This is a genomic window from Microtetraspora niveoalba, assembly GCF_001570405.1.
GTDB classification, from domain to species: domain Bacteria; phylum Actinomycetota; class Actinomycetes; order Streptosporangiales; family Streptosporangiaceae; genus Microtetraspora; species Microtetraspora niveoalba.
Map to the genome: position 1 here is coordinate 1 of NZ_BBYM01000058.1, position 15,249 is coordinate 15,249.

Genomic DNA, 15,249 nt, shown 5'->3' on the forward strand with positions numbered 1-15,249 from the left:
GGAGGGACGCGCCGCTCCTCGGCGGGCGCGCGGGTGCCGCGCGCGGGCGGATCGGCGACCTCACCCCCGCGCACCTGCCGTCCGTCGCGTCCGTTCTGGGCGCGGCCGGCGGCGGGCACCGCCGTGCGTCCCCTCGTGGGAACGCGTCGCGCCGCCTGCCGGCTCTCCTGCTCAGTCCTCATCCCTCGCGGATCCTCTCTGCCGCCCGCAAGCGGGCCGACGCCGCCCGCGGGTTGCGGGCCACCTCGTCTTCGTCCGGGAGCTCCGCTCCCCTCGTCAGAAGGCGGAACCTGGGCTGGTGAGCCTCAAGCGGGACCGGCAGCCCGGGGGGGCTGGTGTCCCTGGTTCGCGCCGCGAGGACCTGCTTGGTGAGCCGGTCCTCCAAGGAGTGGTAGGCGAGCACGACCACGCGCCCGCCCAGCGCGAGCGCGTCGAGGGCGGCGGGCAGGGCCCGCTCGAGAGCGGTGAGCTCCTCGTTCACCTCGATGCGCAGAGCCTGGAAAGTCCTTTTCGCGGGGTTGCCCCCCGTCCGCCGGGTCGCGGCGGGGATCGCCGACCTGACCAGGTCGGCGAGCTGCTTGGTGGAGGCGATCGGCTGCTTGGACCGTTCCTTGACGATCAGGCTCGCCACGCGCGAGGCGAAGCGTTCCTCGCCGTAGTCGCGCAGGATGCGGGTCAGTTCCGCCGCGGAGTACGTGTTGACGACCTTTTCCGCGGTGAGGTCCTGATCGGGGTCCATCCTCATGTCGAGGGGTGCGTCATAGGAGTACGCGAAGCCGCGCTCCGCCTCGTCCAGCTGGGGCGAGGAGACGCCGAGGTCGAACAGCACGCCGTCGACCCGGGGCCGCCCGATGCGGCTCAGGACGTCGGTCAGCTCGTCGGAGACCGCGCGCACGATGGTGGTGCGCCCGGCGTAGGGAGCCAGGCGCGCGGTGGACCGCTCGATGGCGGTCGGGTCGCGGTCGATGCCGACGAGGTGCAGGGAGGGGTGGGCGGCGAGCAGTGCCTGAGCGTGCCCGCCCAGGCCGAGGTTCGCGTCGACGACCACGGGATCCGGCCCGGACAACGCCGGAGCGAGCAGATCCAGTACGCGATCGAGCATGACCGGAACGTGACCGGACGGCTGCTCGGAGAAATCCGACAACGCTGTTAACCCCCAAAAAGCTGCCGCTGCAAAGCTCGCGGATGTGCGGCTGCCGCCGGTGATCTTCTTCTGGATCCCCCACCCAAAGGGCCGCTCCCGGACGGGAGCCGACCCGCCCGGCCAGGTCCCCATCCGCATCGCCTTGCCGCGGAACCTGACACCGGGGAAGGTGCATCAGGTGCCGCTGGGAGCGGGTGGAGACCTCGCCGAACGTCACCGACGGGTCTTCCTGATCTCGCATGGTCGCGAGACCTGATCTGGTACGAATTCAGAGAACTCCGGGCAACACCTCCTCGGAAAGGTCGGAAAACGCCTGCTCCTGCTCCGCCAGATAGGCCTCCCAGGCCGCGGCGTCCCAGATTTCCAGGCGGGTGTTCGCTCCGATGACGGCGCAGTCACGTTCCAGGCCGGCGTATTGCCGCAGGCTCGGGGGAATCGTGATCCGTCCTTGCTTGTCCGGCGTCTCGTCGGACGCGCTCGCGAAGAAGACCCGGCTGTAGTCCCGGACCGCCTTGGCGGTCACCGGCGCGGTGCGCAGAGCCTCGGTGATGCGCTGGAACTCCTCTACGGGGAAGACGTAGAGGCAGCGCTCCTGGCCCTTGGTGATCACAAGACCCTCCGCCAGCTCCTCGCGATACTTCGCCGGCAGGAACAGCCGTCCTTTGTCGTCCAGACGCGGTTGGTGGGTGCCGAGGAACACCGGCTCCACCTCCCGTGCCTTGCGGAGCGCTCAGCGCTTTCGCCCCTGCCCTCCACTGCGCACCACCATACTCCACTTCTCCCCACCGTCAACTGATTCCGGCCCTCGTCGCGGCGTATTTCGTTCGCATTTCCGCAGGTCAATTGAGGTGGTGCGGAGTGGGGCGCCGGGGAGGCCGCCAACCCCCGCACGGGCGTGTCGGTTCGGGGCGCGGGGCGCCCGGAAGCCCCGCCGCTGCGGGCTTTCCGGCACCCGCCGGAGGCCGGGTGGAGGAAAGTGGAGCGAGTTATGTCACGGGATTCGGACGGGCACGCGACCTCAACGAGAAACGGACTCATAACACTATGGGCAGTTCAACCGGATTTCCGGACAAAGTCGCCCAGGAACCTGAGGCGTCATAAGGTCGGTACACAGAATGGATAAGGAACGTCAAACGCCTCATTCATGGAGGCGCATCCTCATGGAGGCCAGGTGGCAGTAACGAGCGACGTCGCCCCCGACGCCGGAAACCGGCTGGAGGACCTGGTCGAAACCGCGCACCGGATCCGCCGGGCGATCGAGTCGGTGATCGAGGGCAAGGCCGAGGTGGTCCGGCTCACCCTCACCGTCCTCCTCGCGGAGGGCCACCTCCTCATCGAGGACGTCCCGGGCGTCGGGAAGACGATGCTGGCCAAGGCGCTGGCACGATCCATCGACTGCCCCGTAAGGCGCGTCCAGTTCACCCCCGACCTGCTGCCGAGCGACATCACCGGTGTCAGCGCGTACAACCAGCAGACCCGGGAGTTCGAGTTCAAGCCGGGCCCGGTGTTCGCCAACATCGTCGTCGGTGACGAGATCAACCGCGCCTCTCCCAAGACGCAGTCCGCGCTGCTGGAGTGCATGGAGGAGCACCAGGTCACGGTCGACGGCGTCACCTACGAGCTCGAGTCGCCCTTCATGGTGATCGCCACCCAGAACCCGATCGAGATGGAGGGCACCTACCCTCTTCCAGAGGCGCAGCGGGACCGCTTCACCGCGAAGATCGCGATGGGCTACCCCGAGCCGACGGCCGAGCTGGAGATGCTCGACGTCCACGGCGCGGCGCAGCCGCTCGGCAAGCTGGAGCCGGTGGCCACGACCGCCGAGGTGCGCGCGCTCATCCGGGCGGTCCGCGCGGTCTACGTCTCCCAGGCGGTGAAGAAGTACGCCGTGGACATGGTGACGGCGACCAGGCGGTCGCCCGACCTGCGCCTCGGCGCCTCGCCGCGGGCCACGCTCCACCTCGTACGCGGGGCCAGGGCGCACGCCGCGCTGTCCGGCCGGGACTACGTGATCCCGGACGACCTGCAGGAGCTGGCCGTGCCCGTGCTCGCCCACCGGCTGCTGCCCAGCCTGGAGGCGCAGGGGCAGCGCCGGCAGCCGGAGCAGGTGGTGGCCGAGCTGGTGCGCCGCGTCCCCGTTCCGGACACGAACTGACGTCCTCGCCGCGCCGAGGCCCCGGGCCCGGCGTCCCAGGAGAGTTCAAGGAGATTCGATGACGGGGCTCAAGGCGCTGACCTCGCGCGGCAGGTCCTTCCTCGCGTCCGGGGTGGCGGCGCTGCTGTGCGCCCTCGTCCTCGGCGAGCAGGACCTGCTGCGGATCGCCGTGCTGGTCATCGCGATGCCGCTGCTCGCCGCGATGGTGGTGGCGAGGACCCGCTACCGGCTGACCTGCGCGCGGCGCCTGGACCCGGCGCGCGTCGAGGCGGGCACCGGCAGCACGGTCACCCTCAGGCTGGAGAACGTGACCCGGCTGCCCACCGGGCTGCTGCTCGTCGAGGACAACCTGCAGTACGCCCTCGGGACGCGGCCCCGGTTCGTCCTCGACCGGGTGGAGTCGCGCGGCGTCCGCGAGGTGGACTACAAGGTCCACTCCGATCTGCGCGGCCGCTATCCCATCGGCCCCCTGTCGGTCCGGATCGCCGACCCGTTCGGGATGGTCGAGCTGACCCGGTCGTTCACCATCACGGACACGCTGGTGGTCGTCCCCCAGGTGGTCGCGCTCCCCCACGTGCGCCTGTCCGGCGAGTGGAGCGGCGGCGGCGACAGCCGTACACGCTCGGTGGCGGCGGCGGGCGACGACGACGTGGCCCCGCGCGAGTACCGGCAGGGGGACGACCTGCGGCGGGTGCACTGGAGGTCGACCGCCCGCCGGGGCGAGCTGATGGTGCGGCGCGAGGAGCAGCAGTGGCAGAGCAGGGGTGCGCTCCTGCTGGACACCCGCAGGCACGCGCACCGCGGCGACGGGCCGCGGTCGTCGTTCGAGGTGGCGGTCTCCGCCGCGGCGTCGATCGGGGTGCACCTGGCGCACGAGGGTCTCGGCCTGCGCCTGGTCACCGACCAGGGCCCGCAGCCCCTCGCCGAGGGCGGCCTGTCGTGGGCGCTGCTCGACACCCTCTCCGTCGTACGGCAGAGCTCGGCGCGGTCCCTGGAGCACGGGGTCGGGGCGCTGCGGCAGGGCGGCGGGGAGGGGCTGATCGTGGCGGTCCTCGGGGCGCTCGACCTCGAGGAGGCCCAGACGCTGGCCCGGCTGCGGCACACCGGCGTGACGGGGGTCGCGGTCATGCTCGACGTGTCGAGCTGGGACTCGGCCCCGGACGAGTCGTTCGAGGCGGCGCAGGCCGTGCTCACGGCGAGTGGATGGAGGGTGCTGCCGCTCTCCTCCGGCACGTCCCTGGCCTCGGTCTGGCCGGAGGCGGCGTACAAGAGGAGCGCGGCGTGACAGGGCGGGGCGTGGAAGGGCCGGGCGTGGAAGGGCCGGGCGTGACAGCGCGGGGCGTGACAGCGCGGGGCGTGACAAAGCGCGTCGATCGGAGAGGCTCGGTGAGCGGGAGATGAAGCTGCCGATCGCGGCCGGGCTGGCCACCGGCGCCGTCGCCCTGACGCTCTATTCGCTGTTCGAGGGCGGGGCCTGGTTCTGGGCCTGCGTGGGCACGCTCGTGGTCACGACGGCCGTGGGGGCTCTCGCGTCACGGTTCGCCGCGCCGAGGTGGGCGGCGCCGCTCCTGATGCCGGTCGCCGTGACCGTGTACCTGTCGGCCACGTTCGCCAAGGAGCACACCTGGGCGTGGCTGGTCCCGACGAAGGCGTCGGCGCTGCGGCTGGGCGAGCTGCTCGCCGAGGGGTTCGCCGACATCCAGCGGTTCGCCGCGCCGGTGCCCGCCGAGCCGGGCGTCAGCCTGCTGACCGCGAGCGGCGTCGGCCTGATCGCCGTCCTGGTCGACCTGTTCGCGGTACGGCTGCGCCGCGCGGCGCTGGCGGGGCTGCCCCTGCTCGGCCTGTTCACGGTGCCCGCGGCGGTGCTGCCCGAGCCGGTCGCCTGGCCGGCCTTCGTGATCGCCGCCATCGGGTACGTCGGGCTGCTGGTGGCGGACGGCCGGGAGCGGCTCACGAGCTGGGGCCGGGCCGTGCTGGTGCGCCGCACGCGTACGGCGGGGGCCGACAAGGCGGACTCCGGGCGGCTGGCGCTCTCCGGCAAACGGATCGGCGCGACCGCGATCACGCTCGCGATCGTGCTGCCGGCGCTGCTCCCGGCGCTCAGCCCCGATCCGCTGTTCGGCTTCGGCGTGGGCAACGGCTCGGGCCGGGGCGGCAACAGCATCGGCATCCCGGACGCCATCGCCAAGCTGAGCGGCCAGTTGTCGCAGCAGCGGAACGCGACGGTGCTGACGTACACCAGCGGCGACGACCGGCCGCGCTATCTGCGCATCTACGCGCTCGACGTGTTCGACGGGAAGAAGTGGACGGTGAGCCCGCTGCGCGGCCGTCCGGAGGACCGGGTGTCGGAGGGGCCGCTGCCGCCGCCGCCCGGCCTCGGCCCCGGCGTCGCGACGAACCGGGTGGAGAGCCGCGTCAGCGTGAGCGAGGACATCGACCCGCTGCGCTTCCTTCCTCTCCCCTATCCGGCGGTCCAGGTCGACGCCGACGGCGACTGGCGGGCCGACCAGGCGTCGCGGATGGTGTTCTCCACCCGTGACGACGCGGCGGGGCTGGACTACCGGGTGATCGTGAACGAGCCGCATCCCACGCGCGCCCAGCTCGACGTGATGTCCACGCCCACGCCCGACGCGCGTTTTCTCGCGCTCCCCGATCTGGATCCCAAGGTCGTCGCCATGGCGGAGCGGGTGACGGAGGGCGGGGCCACGCCGTACCAGAAGGCCGTCCTGCTGCAGGAGTGGTTCACCGGGAAGGGCGGTTTCAGCTACAGCCTGGAGACGAAGGGGTCGGGCGGCGACGCGTTGTCGCGGTTCATCCTGATCGGGCGCACCGGGTACTGCGAGCAGTTCGCGAGCGCGATGGCCGTCATGGCGCGGGTGATCGGCATCCCGGCCCGGGTGTCGATCGGCTACACCGGCGGCACGAAGATCGGTAAGTCGTGGTCGGTGCGCACGCAGGACGCGCACGCCTGGCCCGAGCTGTACTTCGACGGCGCGGGCTGGCTGCCCTTCGAGCCGACGCCGACCGGCGCGGTGGGCCAGGGCACGGCCCGGGTGCCCGACTACTCGCTGCCGCTCACGCCCGATGCCACGCCGTCGGCGGGGCCGTCCTCCGGGCCGTCCTCCGAGGACGACGACTCGGCCGCCACCGGCGGTCCGTCCCGGCGCAACCCCAGGGACTTCGACCGCGACCTCGGGGCCGTCCCGATCGTCGTGGACGAGGGCATGCCGGTCCCCGCGAAGATCGCGCTGGGCGCGGGCGCGGTCCTGCTGCTGGCGCTCGTCCCGGCGCTGGCCCGGGCGCTGGTCCGCCGCCGCAGGTACGCGCTGGTGCGGCGCGGCGGCGCGAGGCCCGCGGTCAGGGCGGCCTGGGCCGAGCTGTGCGACACGCTGACCGATCTCGGCATGTCGCGGGAGCCGAGCGAGAGCCCGCGCGCGCTGGCGCGGAGGCTGACCGAGATGTACGAGTTCGACGCGGACGCGGCGGCGGCGATCACGAGCATCGCGACGGTGGAGGAGCGGATGCGCTACGCCGCGTCCCCGCCGGCGGCGGGGCCGGGGCCGTCCGACCTGCCGCGCGTGCGGCGGGCGCTGGCGGGCGCGGTGCGGAGAAGGAGGCGGGTGGCGTCGCGGTTCGCGCCGCGTTCGACCCTGCTGCGGGTGCGGGCGGCCGGGACGAAGCTGCTGGACGGGTTCGACCGGCTGGAGGGCATCCGGTGGCGGCCGCTGTCCAGGAGCGGGGCGGGCACCAGGTAGGGGCCCGCGGGGGCGGCGTCAGCGCTCGTCGGTGCGGCGCCGCCAGCGCTCCTCCATGCGGTCCATGAAGCCGCGGCGCTGCGGGCGCCGGCCCCGCGCCGGGGCGGCCTGGCTGTCGACGCCGAACCCGTTCATGCGCTTCCAGCTCGACAGGCCCCACAGGCAGGTCGCCAGCATGACCACGAACCCGGCGACGCCCAGCCAGATGTTCGCCACGACGCCGACCATCAGCAGGACGACGCCGAGCGCGAAGCCGATGGACGCCTTCACCAGGCGGCGCTTGTAGTGGCTGCGCGGATCACTGATCCGAACGGCGTTGGCCCACTTCGGGTCCTCGGCGTAGAGGGCCTGCTCGATCTGGTCGAGCAAGCGCTGCTCGTGCTCAGACAGCGGCACGGCGCCTCCCAAGGACGGCCCCATTTCGGGGAAGACGGCAACGGACGACACGGGGTGTCCGGACCTCGCGGTCGGTTATCCCCAGAATACGAGGCTGTAGACGTAGACGAAAGAAAACGTCCAACGTGGTCCAAACCGGAGGGGACGTCATAGATCCATTGGACCAGATGGAGGCCGGACGAGCGAAGCCGGGCGGACGGCGTCGGGACCGAAACGCCGGATCGCCTTGTCCATCGCCTGTTCCGCCTCTCGCCAGCCGGTCTCCCGCTCACCGAGGCTGAGCTGGCGGGCGGCCGTGCCGGCCGGACGGAGGTTCTCCACGCGTACGCCGACCAGCCGGAGCCGGACCCGATCCATCCCGGAGGCGGCGAAAAGCTCACAGGATGTGGCGAATATCTCCTTGGCGACGTCAGTCGCCTCGCGCAGCGTTCGGGACCTGGTGATCGTGGTGAAGTCGGAGCGGCGGAGCTTGACGCTGACCGTCCGGCCGACCTGGCCGCTCGCGCGGAGCCGGGCGGCGACCCGCTCGGACAGCCGCAGCAGCTCACGCCTGATCGCCTCCGGATCGTCGACGTCGTGGGGGAAGGTCTCCTCGTTGCCGATGCTCTTGTCCGGCGTGTGCGGCACCACCGGGCGCTCGTCCCGCCCGCAGGCGAGGGCGGCCAGGTGGGCGCCGACGGCGCCGAACTCGCGCTGGAGCGTGGAGACGGGCACCTGGGCGAGGTCGCCCACGGTGCGGATGCCGAGCCGGACGAGGGCCTGCTCGGTGCGCTCTCCGACGCCCCACAGGGCGGCGACGGGCAGCGGGTGGAGGAACTCGACCACGCCGTCCGCCGGCACGACGAGCAGCCCGTCGGGCTTGCACTGGCGGGAGGCGAGCTTGGCCACGAACTTGCTGCTCGCGACGCCGACCGAGCAGGTGATGCCGTACCGCTCGGCGACCTGCTCGCGGATCATGGCGGCGATGGCCGCGGGAGGGCCGAGCCGCCGCCGGGCGCCGCCGACGTCGAGGAACGCCTCGTCGGAGGCGACCGGCTCCACCTCGGGGGTGATCGAGCGGAAGATCTCCATGACGCCGCGGGAGACCTCGGCGTACTTCCCGTGGCTGGGCGGGATGACCGTCGCCCGCGGGCAGAGGCGCACGGCCCGGGTCATCGGCATCGCCGAGTGCACCCCGAACCGCCGGGCCTCGTAGGTGGCGCTGAGCACCACCCCGCGGGCCCCGGCGGCGCCGACGATGACCGGCCGGCCGCGCAGCTCGGGCCGGTCGAGGAGCTCGACGCTGGCGAAGAAGGCGTCCATGTCCACGTGCAGGATCGGGCAGCCGCTGTCGTCGGCCAGCCCGCCGCCGCCTTGGGGGAGCATCTGCTTCCTGGACACGCCTCCGATCCTATCCGAACATCCGTTCTATCGGCAGGCGATGACGTGGACCTGTGTGGCGATGTCGCGCAGCACGGGGTGGGCGGCGGCGGCGCGCTCCAGCTCGACCAGGGCCGCCGGGTCCCCCTCCGCGAGCCTGCTGGGCACCAGGTCGGCGAACACCCGGACGCCGTGTACGTCCGCGACGGTGAACCCGGCCTTGGACAACAGGCCGGTCACGGCCTCCCTGGTGAACCTGCGCGGCGTCGGGTCGCGGTCGCCCCAGCGCCCGGCCGAGTCGGCGAGCACCTGGCGCGCCTCGCCGAAGTTGCCGGACAGGGCGCGGTGGATGGCCGTGGCGAGCGGGTTGGCGGCGAGCACGCTGACCACGCCGCCCCGGCGCAGGACGCCCGCCGCGGCGGCGAGAGCGGCGGCGGGGTCCTCGACGTACTCCAGGACGCTGTGGCAGAGCACCAGATCGACGGTCTCGGCCTCCAGGAGGTCGCCGAGGTCTCCGGCGTCCGCCTGCAGGCCCCGGACGGTGACGCCCGTCTCGGCGGCCCGGCGCTCCAGTGCGGCCAGCGAGTCGGGCGACGGATCGACCACGGTGACGGCGTGCCCGAGCCGGGCCAGCGGCACCGCGAAACCGCCCGTGCCACCTCCCGCGTCCACGATGTCCAGCGTCTCGCGTCCCGTGGCGGTCGTCAGGTCCGCCAGGACGGCGCGGAGCGCCTCCCAGACGACGGTCTGCCGCGTGGCGTCACGCACTTTCGCCCCTCCCTCGTACGGCTCCAGCCAGCCTAACGGCACGGCCGGGCACCCCCGGGCGGCGCCGGGGACGGCTCGGGAGCGGGCCGGCCGCCGGGCGGCCGGAGACGGCGGTCAGAGGGAGATCGACGGCTTGAGCTGCTTGAAACGGGCGAGCAGGCCGTTGACGAAGTGCGGCGACTCGTCGGTGGACAGCTCCGCGGCGAGATGCACCCACTCGCTGATGACGACGCCCTCGGGGACCTCGGCCGACCAGAGCATCTCGTACGTGCCGCCGCGCAGGATGTTGCGGTCGACGGCGGGCATGCGCTCGAGCGTCCAGCCCTCGGCGTACGTCGCGAGGAGCTCGTCGATGCGGGTCAGGTGCCTGGCCACGCCCTCGACGAGGGTGGAGGTGTATTCGTTGACGGGCGGCTCGGCGCGCTCGACGCGCTCCGCCAGGACGTTCAGCGGGCTCTCGTCGCGCGCCTCGGCCTCGAAGAGGATGTCGAGCGCGCGCCGCCGGGCCTTGCCGCGAGCTGACACCTCAGGCCCGACCGAGGTATTCGCCGCTGCGGGTGTCGACCTTGACCTTCTCGCCGGTCGTGATGAACAGCGGGACCTTGATCTCGGCGCCGGTCTCCAGCTTGGCGGGCTTGGTGCCGCCGGTGGAGCGGTCGCCCTGCAGGCCGGGCTCGGTCTCGGCGATGGTCAGCTCGACGGCGGCCGGAAGCTCGATGTAGAGCACGTTGCCCTCGTTGATCGCCACCGTGGCGAGCATGTTCTCCAGCAGGTAGTTGGCGGTGTCGCCGACGGCAGCGCGGGAGACGTGCAGCATGTCGTACGTCTCGGTGTCCATGAAGACGTAGTCCTCGCCGTCCATGTACGAGTACTGCATCTCGCGCTTGTCGACGTTGGCCACCTCGACCTTGACGCCCGCGTTGAAGGTCTTGTCCAGGACCTTGCCGGACTTGACGTTCTTCAGCTTGGTGCGGACGAACGCGCCGCCCTTGCCGGGCTTGACGTGCTGGAACTCCACGACGGACCAGAGTTCCCCACCGTCGAGCTTGAGCACCAGTCCGTTCTTGAGGTCGTTCGTCGTCGCCACGTGGTTCTCCTGAGTGCGGCTGCCCTAGATGACGAGCAGCTCCTTGGTCGTCAGTGTGAGGAGCTCCGGACCGTCGGCACGAGCCACAAGCGTGTCCTCGATGCGCACCCCGCCCCTGCCGGGCAGGTAGACCCCCGGCTCAACGGTGAGCGGAACCCGATCGTCTATTCTACCGGTCCTGCCGGGGCCGAGGAACGGCTCCTCGTGGATCTCCAGGCCGACCCCGTGGCCCAGCCCGTGGCCGAAGTGCTCGGCGTGCCCGGCCTCCTCGATCACCGCCCGCGCGGCCGCGTCCACCTCGTGCGTCGAGGCCCCCGGCCGTACGGCGTGGCGGCCGGCGCGCTGGGCGTGCCGTACGAGGTCGTAGAGGTCGCGGAGCCAGTCGGCGGGGCGGCCGACGGCGACGGTGCGGGTCATGTCGGCGTGGTAGCCGTCGACACGGGCGCCGAAGTCCATGGTCACCAGGTCGCCGGCCTCGATGGCCCGGCCGGACGGCGAGTGGTGCGGGATGGCCCCGTTGGGGCCGCTCGCCACGATGGAGTCGAACGCGGGCTTGTCGGCGCCGAGCTCGGCCATGGCGGACTCCAGCCACCGGGCGACCTCGATCTCGGTCACGCCGGGGGCGATCCGCTCGACGACCTGGGAGAACGCCGCGTCGGTGATAGCGCACGCGCGGCGGAGCGCCTCGATCTCGGTCTCGTCCTTGACGATCCTGACCTCCTCGACCACGCCGCCGACCGCGGCGAGGTCCGGGTGGCCCTCCAGGAGCCTGCGGTACTCGGCGACCGACATGTCGTGGGCCTCGACGGCGACCCGCCCCGCCCCCTCCGGCCGCCCGGCCAACGTGCCCGCGACGTCGCGAGCCTCCACCGTCTCGACGTCGGCGCACTCGCGCCTGGCCGTCTCGATGTACCGGGAGTCCGTGGCGAGCACGGCCGCGCCGTCCGCGGTGACGAGCACCGCGGCGTTGGAGCTGGACAGGCCGGTGAGATAGCGCACGTTGACCGGGCGCGTGACGAGCAGCGCGGTCAGGTCGTGCCCGGACAGTGCCGCGGCGACCCTGGCGCGGCGCGAGGCGAATGGCATGGGGAGTCCTCCGATCCGACGGTTGGACTCTACGCCGCCCGGCGGCCCGGCGCCGCCGGGGCCGCGCGCCGGGAACGGCTCAGCTCTCGGCGTGGCCGAGCGCGGCTCAGCTCTTGGCGTGGGCGGGCCGCCGGGCGTGGCCGCCGCCGGAGGAGCGCAGCGGCGTCTCGCGCAGGAGCAGCACCGCGACGAACCCGAGGATCGCGGCGGGCACCCCGACGAGGAAGACCATCTGCATGCCCCGGGCGTACGCCTCCAGCACCATCGCGTGGATGGGGGCGGGGAGCTGCGCGATCGCCTCGGGGGTGCCGAGGCTGAGCGTGGCCCCCGGCCCGGACGGCGTGACGTGCGCGGCCGCCATCATCGACGTCAGCTCGCTCTTGACCTTGTTCGTGAGGATCGCGCCGTACGCCGCGACGCCGATCGCGCCGCCCAGGCTGCGGAAGAACGAGACGCCCGAGGTGGTGGAGGCCATGTCGCGCACCTCCGCGGCGTTCTGCGCGGCGAGGATGAGCATCTGCATGGTCAGGCCGAGGCCGACGCCGAAGACCGCGATGTCCAGGCCGATCACCAGCCCGCTGGAGTCGACGTGCAGCCGGGAGAGCAGGCCGAGGCCGACGGCGACGAGCAGCATCCCGGCGACCGGATAGGCCTTCCAGCGGCCGGTCCTGGTGACGATCCGGCCCGAGACGACGGAGCCGAGGAAGAGGCTCACGACCATCGGCAGCGTCATCAGGCCGGAGGCGGTCGGGCTCATGCCCTTGACGATCTGCAGGTACTGCGGCAGGTAGATCATCGCGCCGTACATGGCGATGCCGACCAGGAGGGAGGCCAGGCTCGCCAGGACGAAGGTGCGGTCGCCGAACAGCCGGGGCGGGAGGATCGGCCCGGCCGCCCGGCGCTCGGCCGCCGCCGCGAGCAGGACCATCACCACGCCCAGCGCGCACAGGCCGTACGTCCAGGGGGAGTTCCACTCGAACTCGTGGCCGCCGAGGGAGAGCACGAGCATGAAGGAGGTGGCGGCGCCGGTGATCGTGAAGGCGCCCCACCAGTCGAGGCGCGCGTCGCGGTGCTCGTGGTCGAGGCGCAGCACCTTCTGGATCACCAGGAACGCGACGAGGGCGAGCGGGACGCAGACGTAGAAGCACCAGCGCCAGCCGAGCCAGGACGCGTCGACGATGAACCCGCCGAGCAGCGGGCCGGCGACGGTGGAGACGCCGAAGACCGCGCCGACGTAGCCCGAGTAGCGCCCCCGCTCCCTGGGCTCGACCACGTCGCCGAGGATCACCTGGGTCAGCGCGGAGAGCCCTCCCGTGCCGAGGCCCTGCACGGCGCGGGCCGCGATCAGCATCGCCATGTTCTGCGACAGGCCGGCGACCACCGAGGCGGCCACGAACAGCACGAGGGACGTCTGGAACATGAGCTTGCGCCCGAAGATGTCGGAGAGCTTGCCCCACAGAGGGGTGGACACCGTCATCGTGAGCAGCGTGGCGCTGGCGACCCAGGAGAGCTGGTCCTGGCCGCCGAGGTCGCCGACGATCGTGGGAAGCGCGGTGCCGACCACGGACGTCGAGATCATCGAGGTCAGGAGCGCGAGGAGCAGCCCCGAGAGGATCTCCATGACCTCTCGGTGTGTGTACGTCCGCCGGGTTGGCGCCCGATTCACCACGTCAGTCACGGATCCCCCAGTTTAGTTAGTTTCTCTAATCATTAGTAGACGCTTGTTTACATGTCAAACGCGTTAGGGTTGCGCCCCATGAGAGATCGTGCGGCGACCAGCCGGCGGATCCTGGAGGCGGCCAGGGAGTTGTTCGCCGAGCACGGCTACGAGCAGGTCACGATGCGGATGATCGCCGCCGGGGCCGACGCGAACGTCTCCCTGATCAACCGCTACTTCGGCACCAAGGCGGGGCTGTTCGCCCAGGTCGTCGCGACCGGCTCGACGCTGGAGGCGGTCATCGAGGGGGACCCCGAGGAGTTGCCCGCGCGGCTCGCCGCCCGCATGGCGGCGCGGTTGAGCACCGGAACGGTGGAACAGCTCACCCGCACGATCGACCGCGCGGGGAACAGCCCGGAGATCAGGGCCGTGCTCCGGGCCCGGGTCGAGGACGCCATGATCGGCGCGATCGCGGAGCGGTTGACCGGCCCGCGCCCGAGGGAGCGGGCCGCGCTCGCGGTGACGTTCATCCTCGGCGTCAGCTCACTGCGCCGGCTGCTCGGCCCGGAGCCGCTCCGCGACGCCGACCAGGCGGCCGTGGAGGCGCGGCTGACCTCCGTCTTCACCGCCTGCCTCCGCCCTTGAGGGGCGATTTGTTCCGTTTGCACGATTAACTACATGCCCCCGGCTCCGGCCGCTCTCACTCGTCACACCCGCCTCGCGAAAGCGATCGAGGGAACCGACGCGGGTCAGGCCGGGGGGTCAGGCCGGGGGTCAGGCGGCGATGTCCCTGATCTTCTCGATCAGCGCGAGGCGCTCCTCGTGGGTGCGGGCGATCGGCGCGACGTTGATCGTGGTCACCCCGGCCTCCCGCATCGCCGCGACCCGCTCCCGTACGTGCTCCTCGGAGCCGATCAGCGACATGCGCTCCAGCAGCTCGGCCGGGACCAGCGCGGCGGCCTCGTCCTTCCTGCCCTCCAGGTAGAGGTCCTGGATCCGCTCGGCCTCCTTCTCGTAGCCGTAGCGGCGGGCCAGGTCGTTGTAGAAGTTCTTGCCCTTGGCGCCCATGCCGCCGATGTAGAGGGCGGCCATGGGACGGCCCAGGTCGCGCAGCCCCTCCACGTCGTCGCCGATCGCGAGGAACGCCTGGGCGATGACGTCGAGCTCGCCGAGCGCCGGGTCGCGCTTCGCCTTCCCCGCGGCGAGGGACGCGCCCCACACGTCGGCGGCCTTCTCCGGCATGAAGAAGATCGGCTCCCAGCCCTCGGCCAGCTCGGCGGCCAGCTCGACGTTCTTGGGGCCGATGGCGGCGAGCACGATCGGGACGCGGTCGCGCACGGGGTGGTTGATCAGCTTCAGCGGCTTGCCGAGGCCGGTGCCGCCCTCGAAGGGCAGCGTGTAGTGCTTGCCCGCGTACTCGAGCCGCTCGCGCCGCCAGACCTTGCGGCAGATCTCGATGATCTCGCGGGTGCGGCCGAGCGGCGCGGTGTACGGCACGCCGTGGAAGCCCTCGATCACCTGGGGACCGGACGCGCCGATGCCGAGCGTGAAGCGGCCGTCGGAGACGTAGTCCATCCCGGCGGCCGTCATCGCCAGCAGCGCCGGAGTGCGAGAGTAGATCGGCAGGATGCCGGAGGCGATCTGGAGCCGCTCGGTCCGCGCCGCGATGTAGCCCATCTGGCTGACCGCGTCGAAGCTGTACGCCTCCGGGACGAAGACGACGTCCAGCCCGGCCTTCTCGTAGTCGGCCAGCTCGGCCACGGTCTCCTTGAAGCCCCCGGAGTAGTTCAGGGCCATCCCGATCCGCATCCCGTACGTCCTTCCGCGCGCAGCACCGGAACC

The 15,249-nt window shown here is 72.0% G+C and carries 15 protein-coding genes; 4 read left to right on the forward strand and 11 right to left on the reverse strand.

What is annotated here, in order from left to right; genetic code table 11:
• From AWQ70_RS39655 to mraZ, 3 genes are all read right to left on the reverse strand, one after another.
• Positions 1–182 (reverse strand): hypothetical protein (locus AWQ70_RS39655; protein ID WP_218004778.1); only part of this gene is annotated, 182 nt, incomplete at its 3' end.
• Complete coding sequence (rsmH, locus tag AWQ70_RS35835) at positions 179–1,102, reverse strand: 16S rRNA (cytosine(1402)-N(4))-methyltransferase RsmH (protein ID WP_084518185.1); 924 nt, start codon at positions 1,100–1,102, stop codon at positions 179–181. The genes rsmH and AWQ70_RS39655, both read right to left, overlap by 4 nt.
• A 310-nt stretch (positions 1,103–1,412) precedes the next feature.
• The gene (gene mraZ / locus AWQ70_RS35840; RefSeq protein WP_067186488.1) at positions 1,413–1,844 is read right to left on the reverse strand and encodes a division/cell wall cluster transcriptional repressor MraZ; all 432 of its coding nucleotides are present in this window, start codon (positions 1,842–1,844) and stop codon (positions 1,413–1,415) included.
• Positions 1,845–2,288: 444 nt separating this feature from the next.
• On the opposite strand from mraZ, the gene AWQ70_RS35845 reads away from it, so the two are divergent.
• The 3 genes from AWQ70_RS35845 to AWQ70_RS35855 all read left to right on the forward strand — a co-directional run bounded on the left by AWQ70_RS35845 (position 2,289) and on the right by AWQ70_RS35855 (position 7,054).
• Positions 2,289–3,299 carry an AAA family ATPase gene (locus AWQ70_RS35845; protein ID WP_084518186.1) on the forward strand — a complete coding sequence of 337 codons (1,011 nt, stop codon included), beginning with the start codon at positions 2,289–2,291 and terminating at the stop codon, positions 3,297–3,299.
• A gap of 58 nt (positions 3,300–3,357) precedes the next feature.
• Positions 3,358–4,584 (forward strand): DUF58 domain-containing protein, encoded by a 1,227-nt coding sequence (locus AWQ70_RS35850; RefSeq protein ID WP_067186451.1) that lies wholly within the window; start codon positions 3,358–3,360, stop codon positions 4,582–4,584.
• A gap of 112 nt (positions 4,585–4,696) precedes the next feature.
• Positions 4,697–7,054, forward strand: coding sequence for a transglutaminase TgpA family protein (locus tag AWQ70_RS35855; RefSeq protein WP_067186453.1), 2,358 nt, complete (start codon positions 4,697–4,699; stop codon positions 7,052–7,054).
• Between the two features lie 18 nt (positions 7,055–7,072).
• On the opposite strand, the gene AWQ70_RS35860 is transcribed toward AWQ70_RS35855, so the two are convergent.
• The 7 genes from AWQ70_RS35860 to AWQ70_RS35890 form a co-directional block, all read right to left on the reverse strand.
• Positions 7,073–7,450, reverse strand: a complete 378-nt coding sequence (locus AWQ70_RS35860; RefSeq protein ID WP_067186456.1) for an SCO2097 family morphological protein — start codon at positions 7,448–7,450, stop codon at positions 7,073–7,075.
• A 147-nt stretch (positions 7,451–7,597) separates the two neighbouring features.
• Positions 7,598–8,815 carry a DNA polymerase IV gene (locus tag AWQ70_RS35865; RefSeq protein ID WP_067186493.1) on the reverse strand — a complete coding sequence of 406 codons (1,218 nt, stop codon included), beginning with the start codon at positions 8,813–8,815 and terminating at the stop codon, positions 7,598–7,600.
• A gap of 42 nt (positions 8,816–8,857) precedes the next feature.
• Positions 8,858–9,577, reverse strand: a complete 720-nt coding sequence (locus tag AWQ70_RS35870; protein WP_084518187.1) for a methyltransferase domain-containing protein — start codon at positions 9,575–9,577, stop codon at positions 8,858–8,860.
• Positions 9,578–9,691: 114 nt separating this feature from the next.
• Positions 9,692–10,102, reverse strand: a complete 411-nt coding sequence (gene nusB, locus AWQ70_RS35875) for a transcription antitermination factor NusB (protein ID WP_067186458.1) — start codon at positions 10,100–10,102, stop codon at positions 9,692–9,694.
• A 1-nt stretch (position 10,103) separates the two neighbouring features.
• Positions 10,104–10,664 carry an elongation factor P gene (efp, locus tag AWQ70_RS35880; protein WP_067186461.1) on the reverse strand — a complete coding sequence of 187 codons (561 nt, stop codon included), beginning with the start codon at positions 10,662–10,664 and terminating at the stop codon, positions 10,104–10,106.
• 24 nt (positions 10,665–10,688) lie between these two features.
• A complete protein-coding gene (locus AWQ70_RS35885; protein ID WP_067186462.1) occupies positions 10,689–11,750 on the reverse strand; it encodes an aminopeptidase P family protein in 1,062 nt (353 codons plus the stop codon).
• A gap of 106 nt (positions 11,751–11,856) precedes the next feature.
• Complete coding sequence (locus AWQ70_RS35890; protein WP_084518188.1) at positions 11,857–13,371, reverse strand: MDR family MFS transporter; 1,515 nt, start codon at positions 13,369–13,371, stop codon at positions 11,857–11,859.
• Between the two features lie 135 nt (positions 13,372–13,506).
• Here AWQ70_RS35890 and AWQ70_RS35895 point away from each other — a divergent pair, with 135 nt between their 5' ends.
• Complete coding sequence (locus AWQ70_RS35895) at positions 13,507–14,052, forward strand: TetR/AcrR family transcriptional regulator (RefSeq protein ID WP_169808796.1); 546 nt, start codon at positions 13,507–13,509, stop codon at positions 14,050–14,052.
• 129 nt (positions 14,053–14,181) lie between these two features.
• Here the strand turns inward: AWQ70_RS35895 and AWQ70_RS35900 are convergent, their stop codons facing one another.
• The gene (locus tag AWQ70_RS35900) at positions 14,182–15,216 is read right to left on the reverse strand and encodes an LLM class F420-dependent oxidoreductase (protein ID WP_067186466.1); all 1,035 of its coding nucleotides are present in this window, start codon (positions 15,214–15,216) and stop codon (positions 14,182–14,184) included.
• Positions 15,217–15,249: the final 33 nt, after the last annotated feature.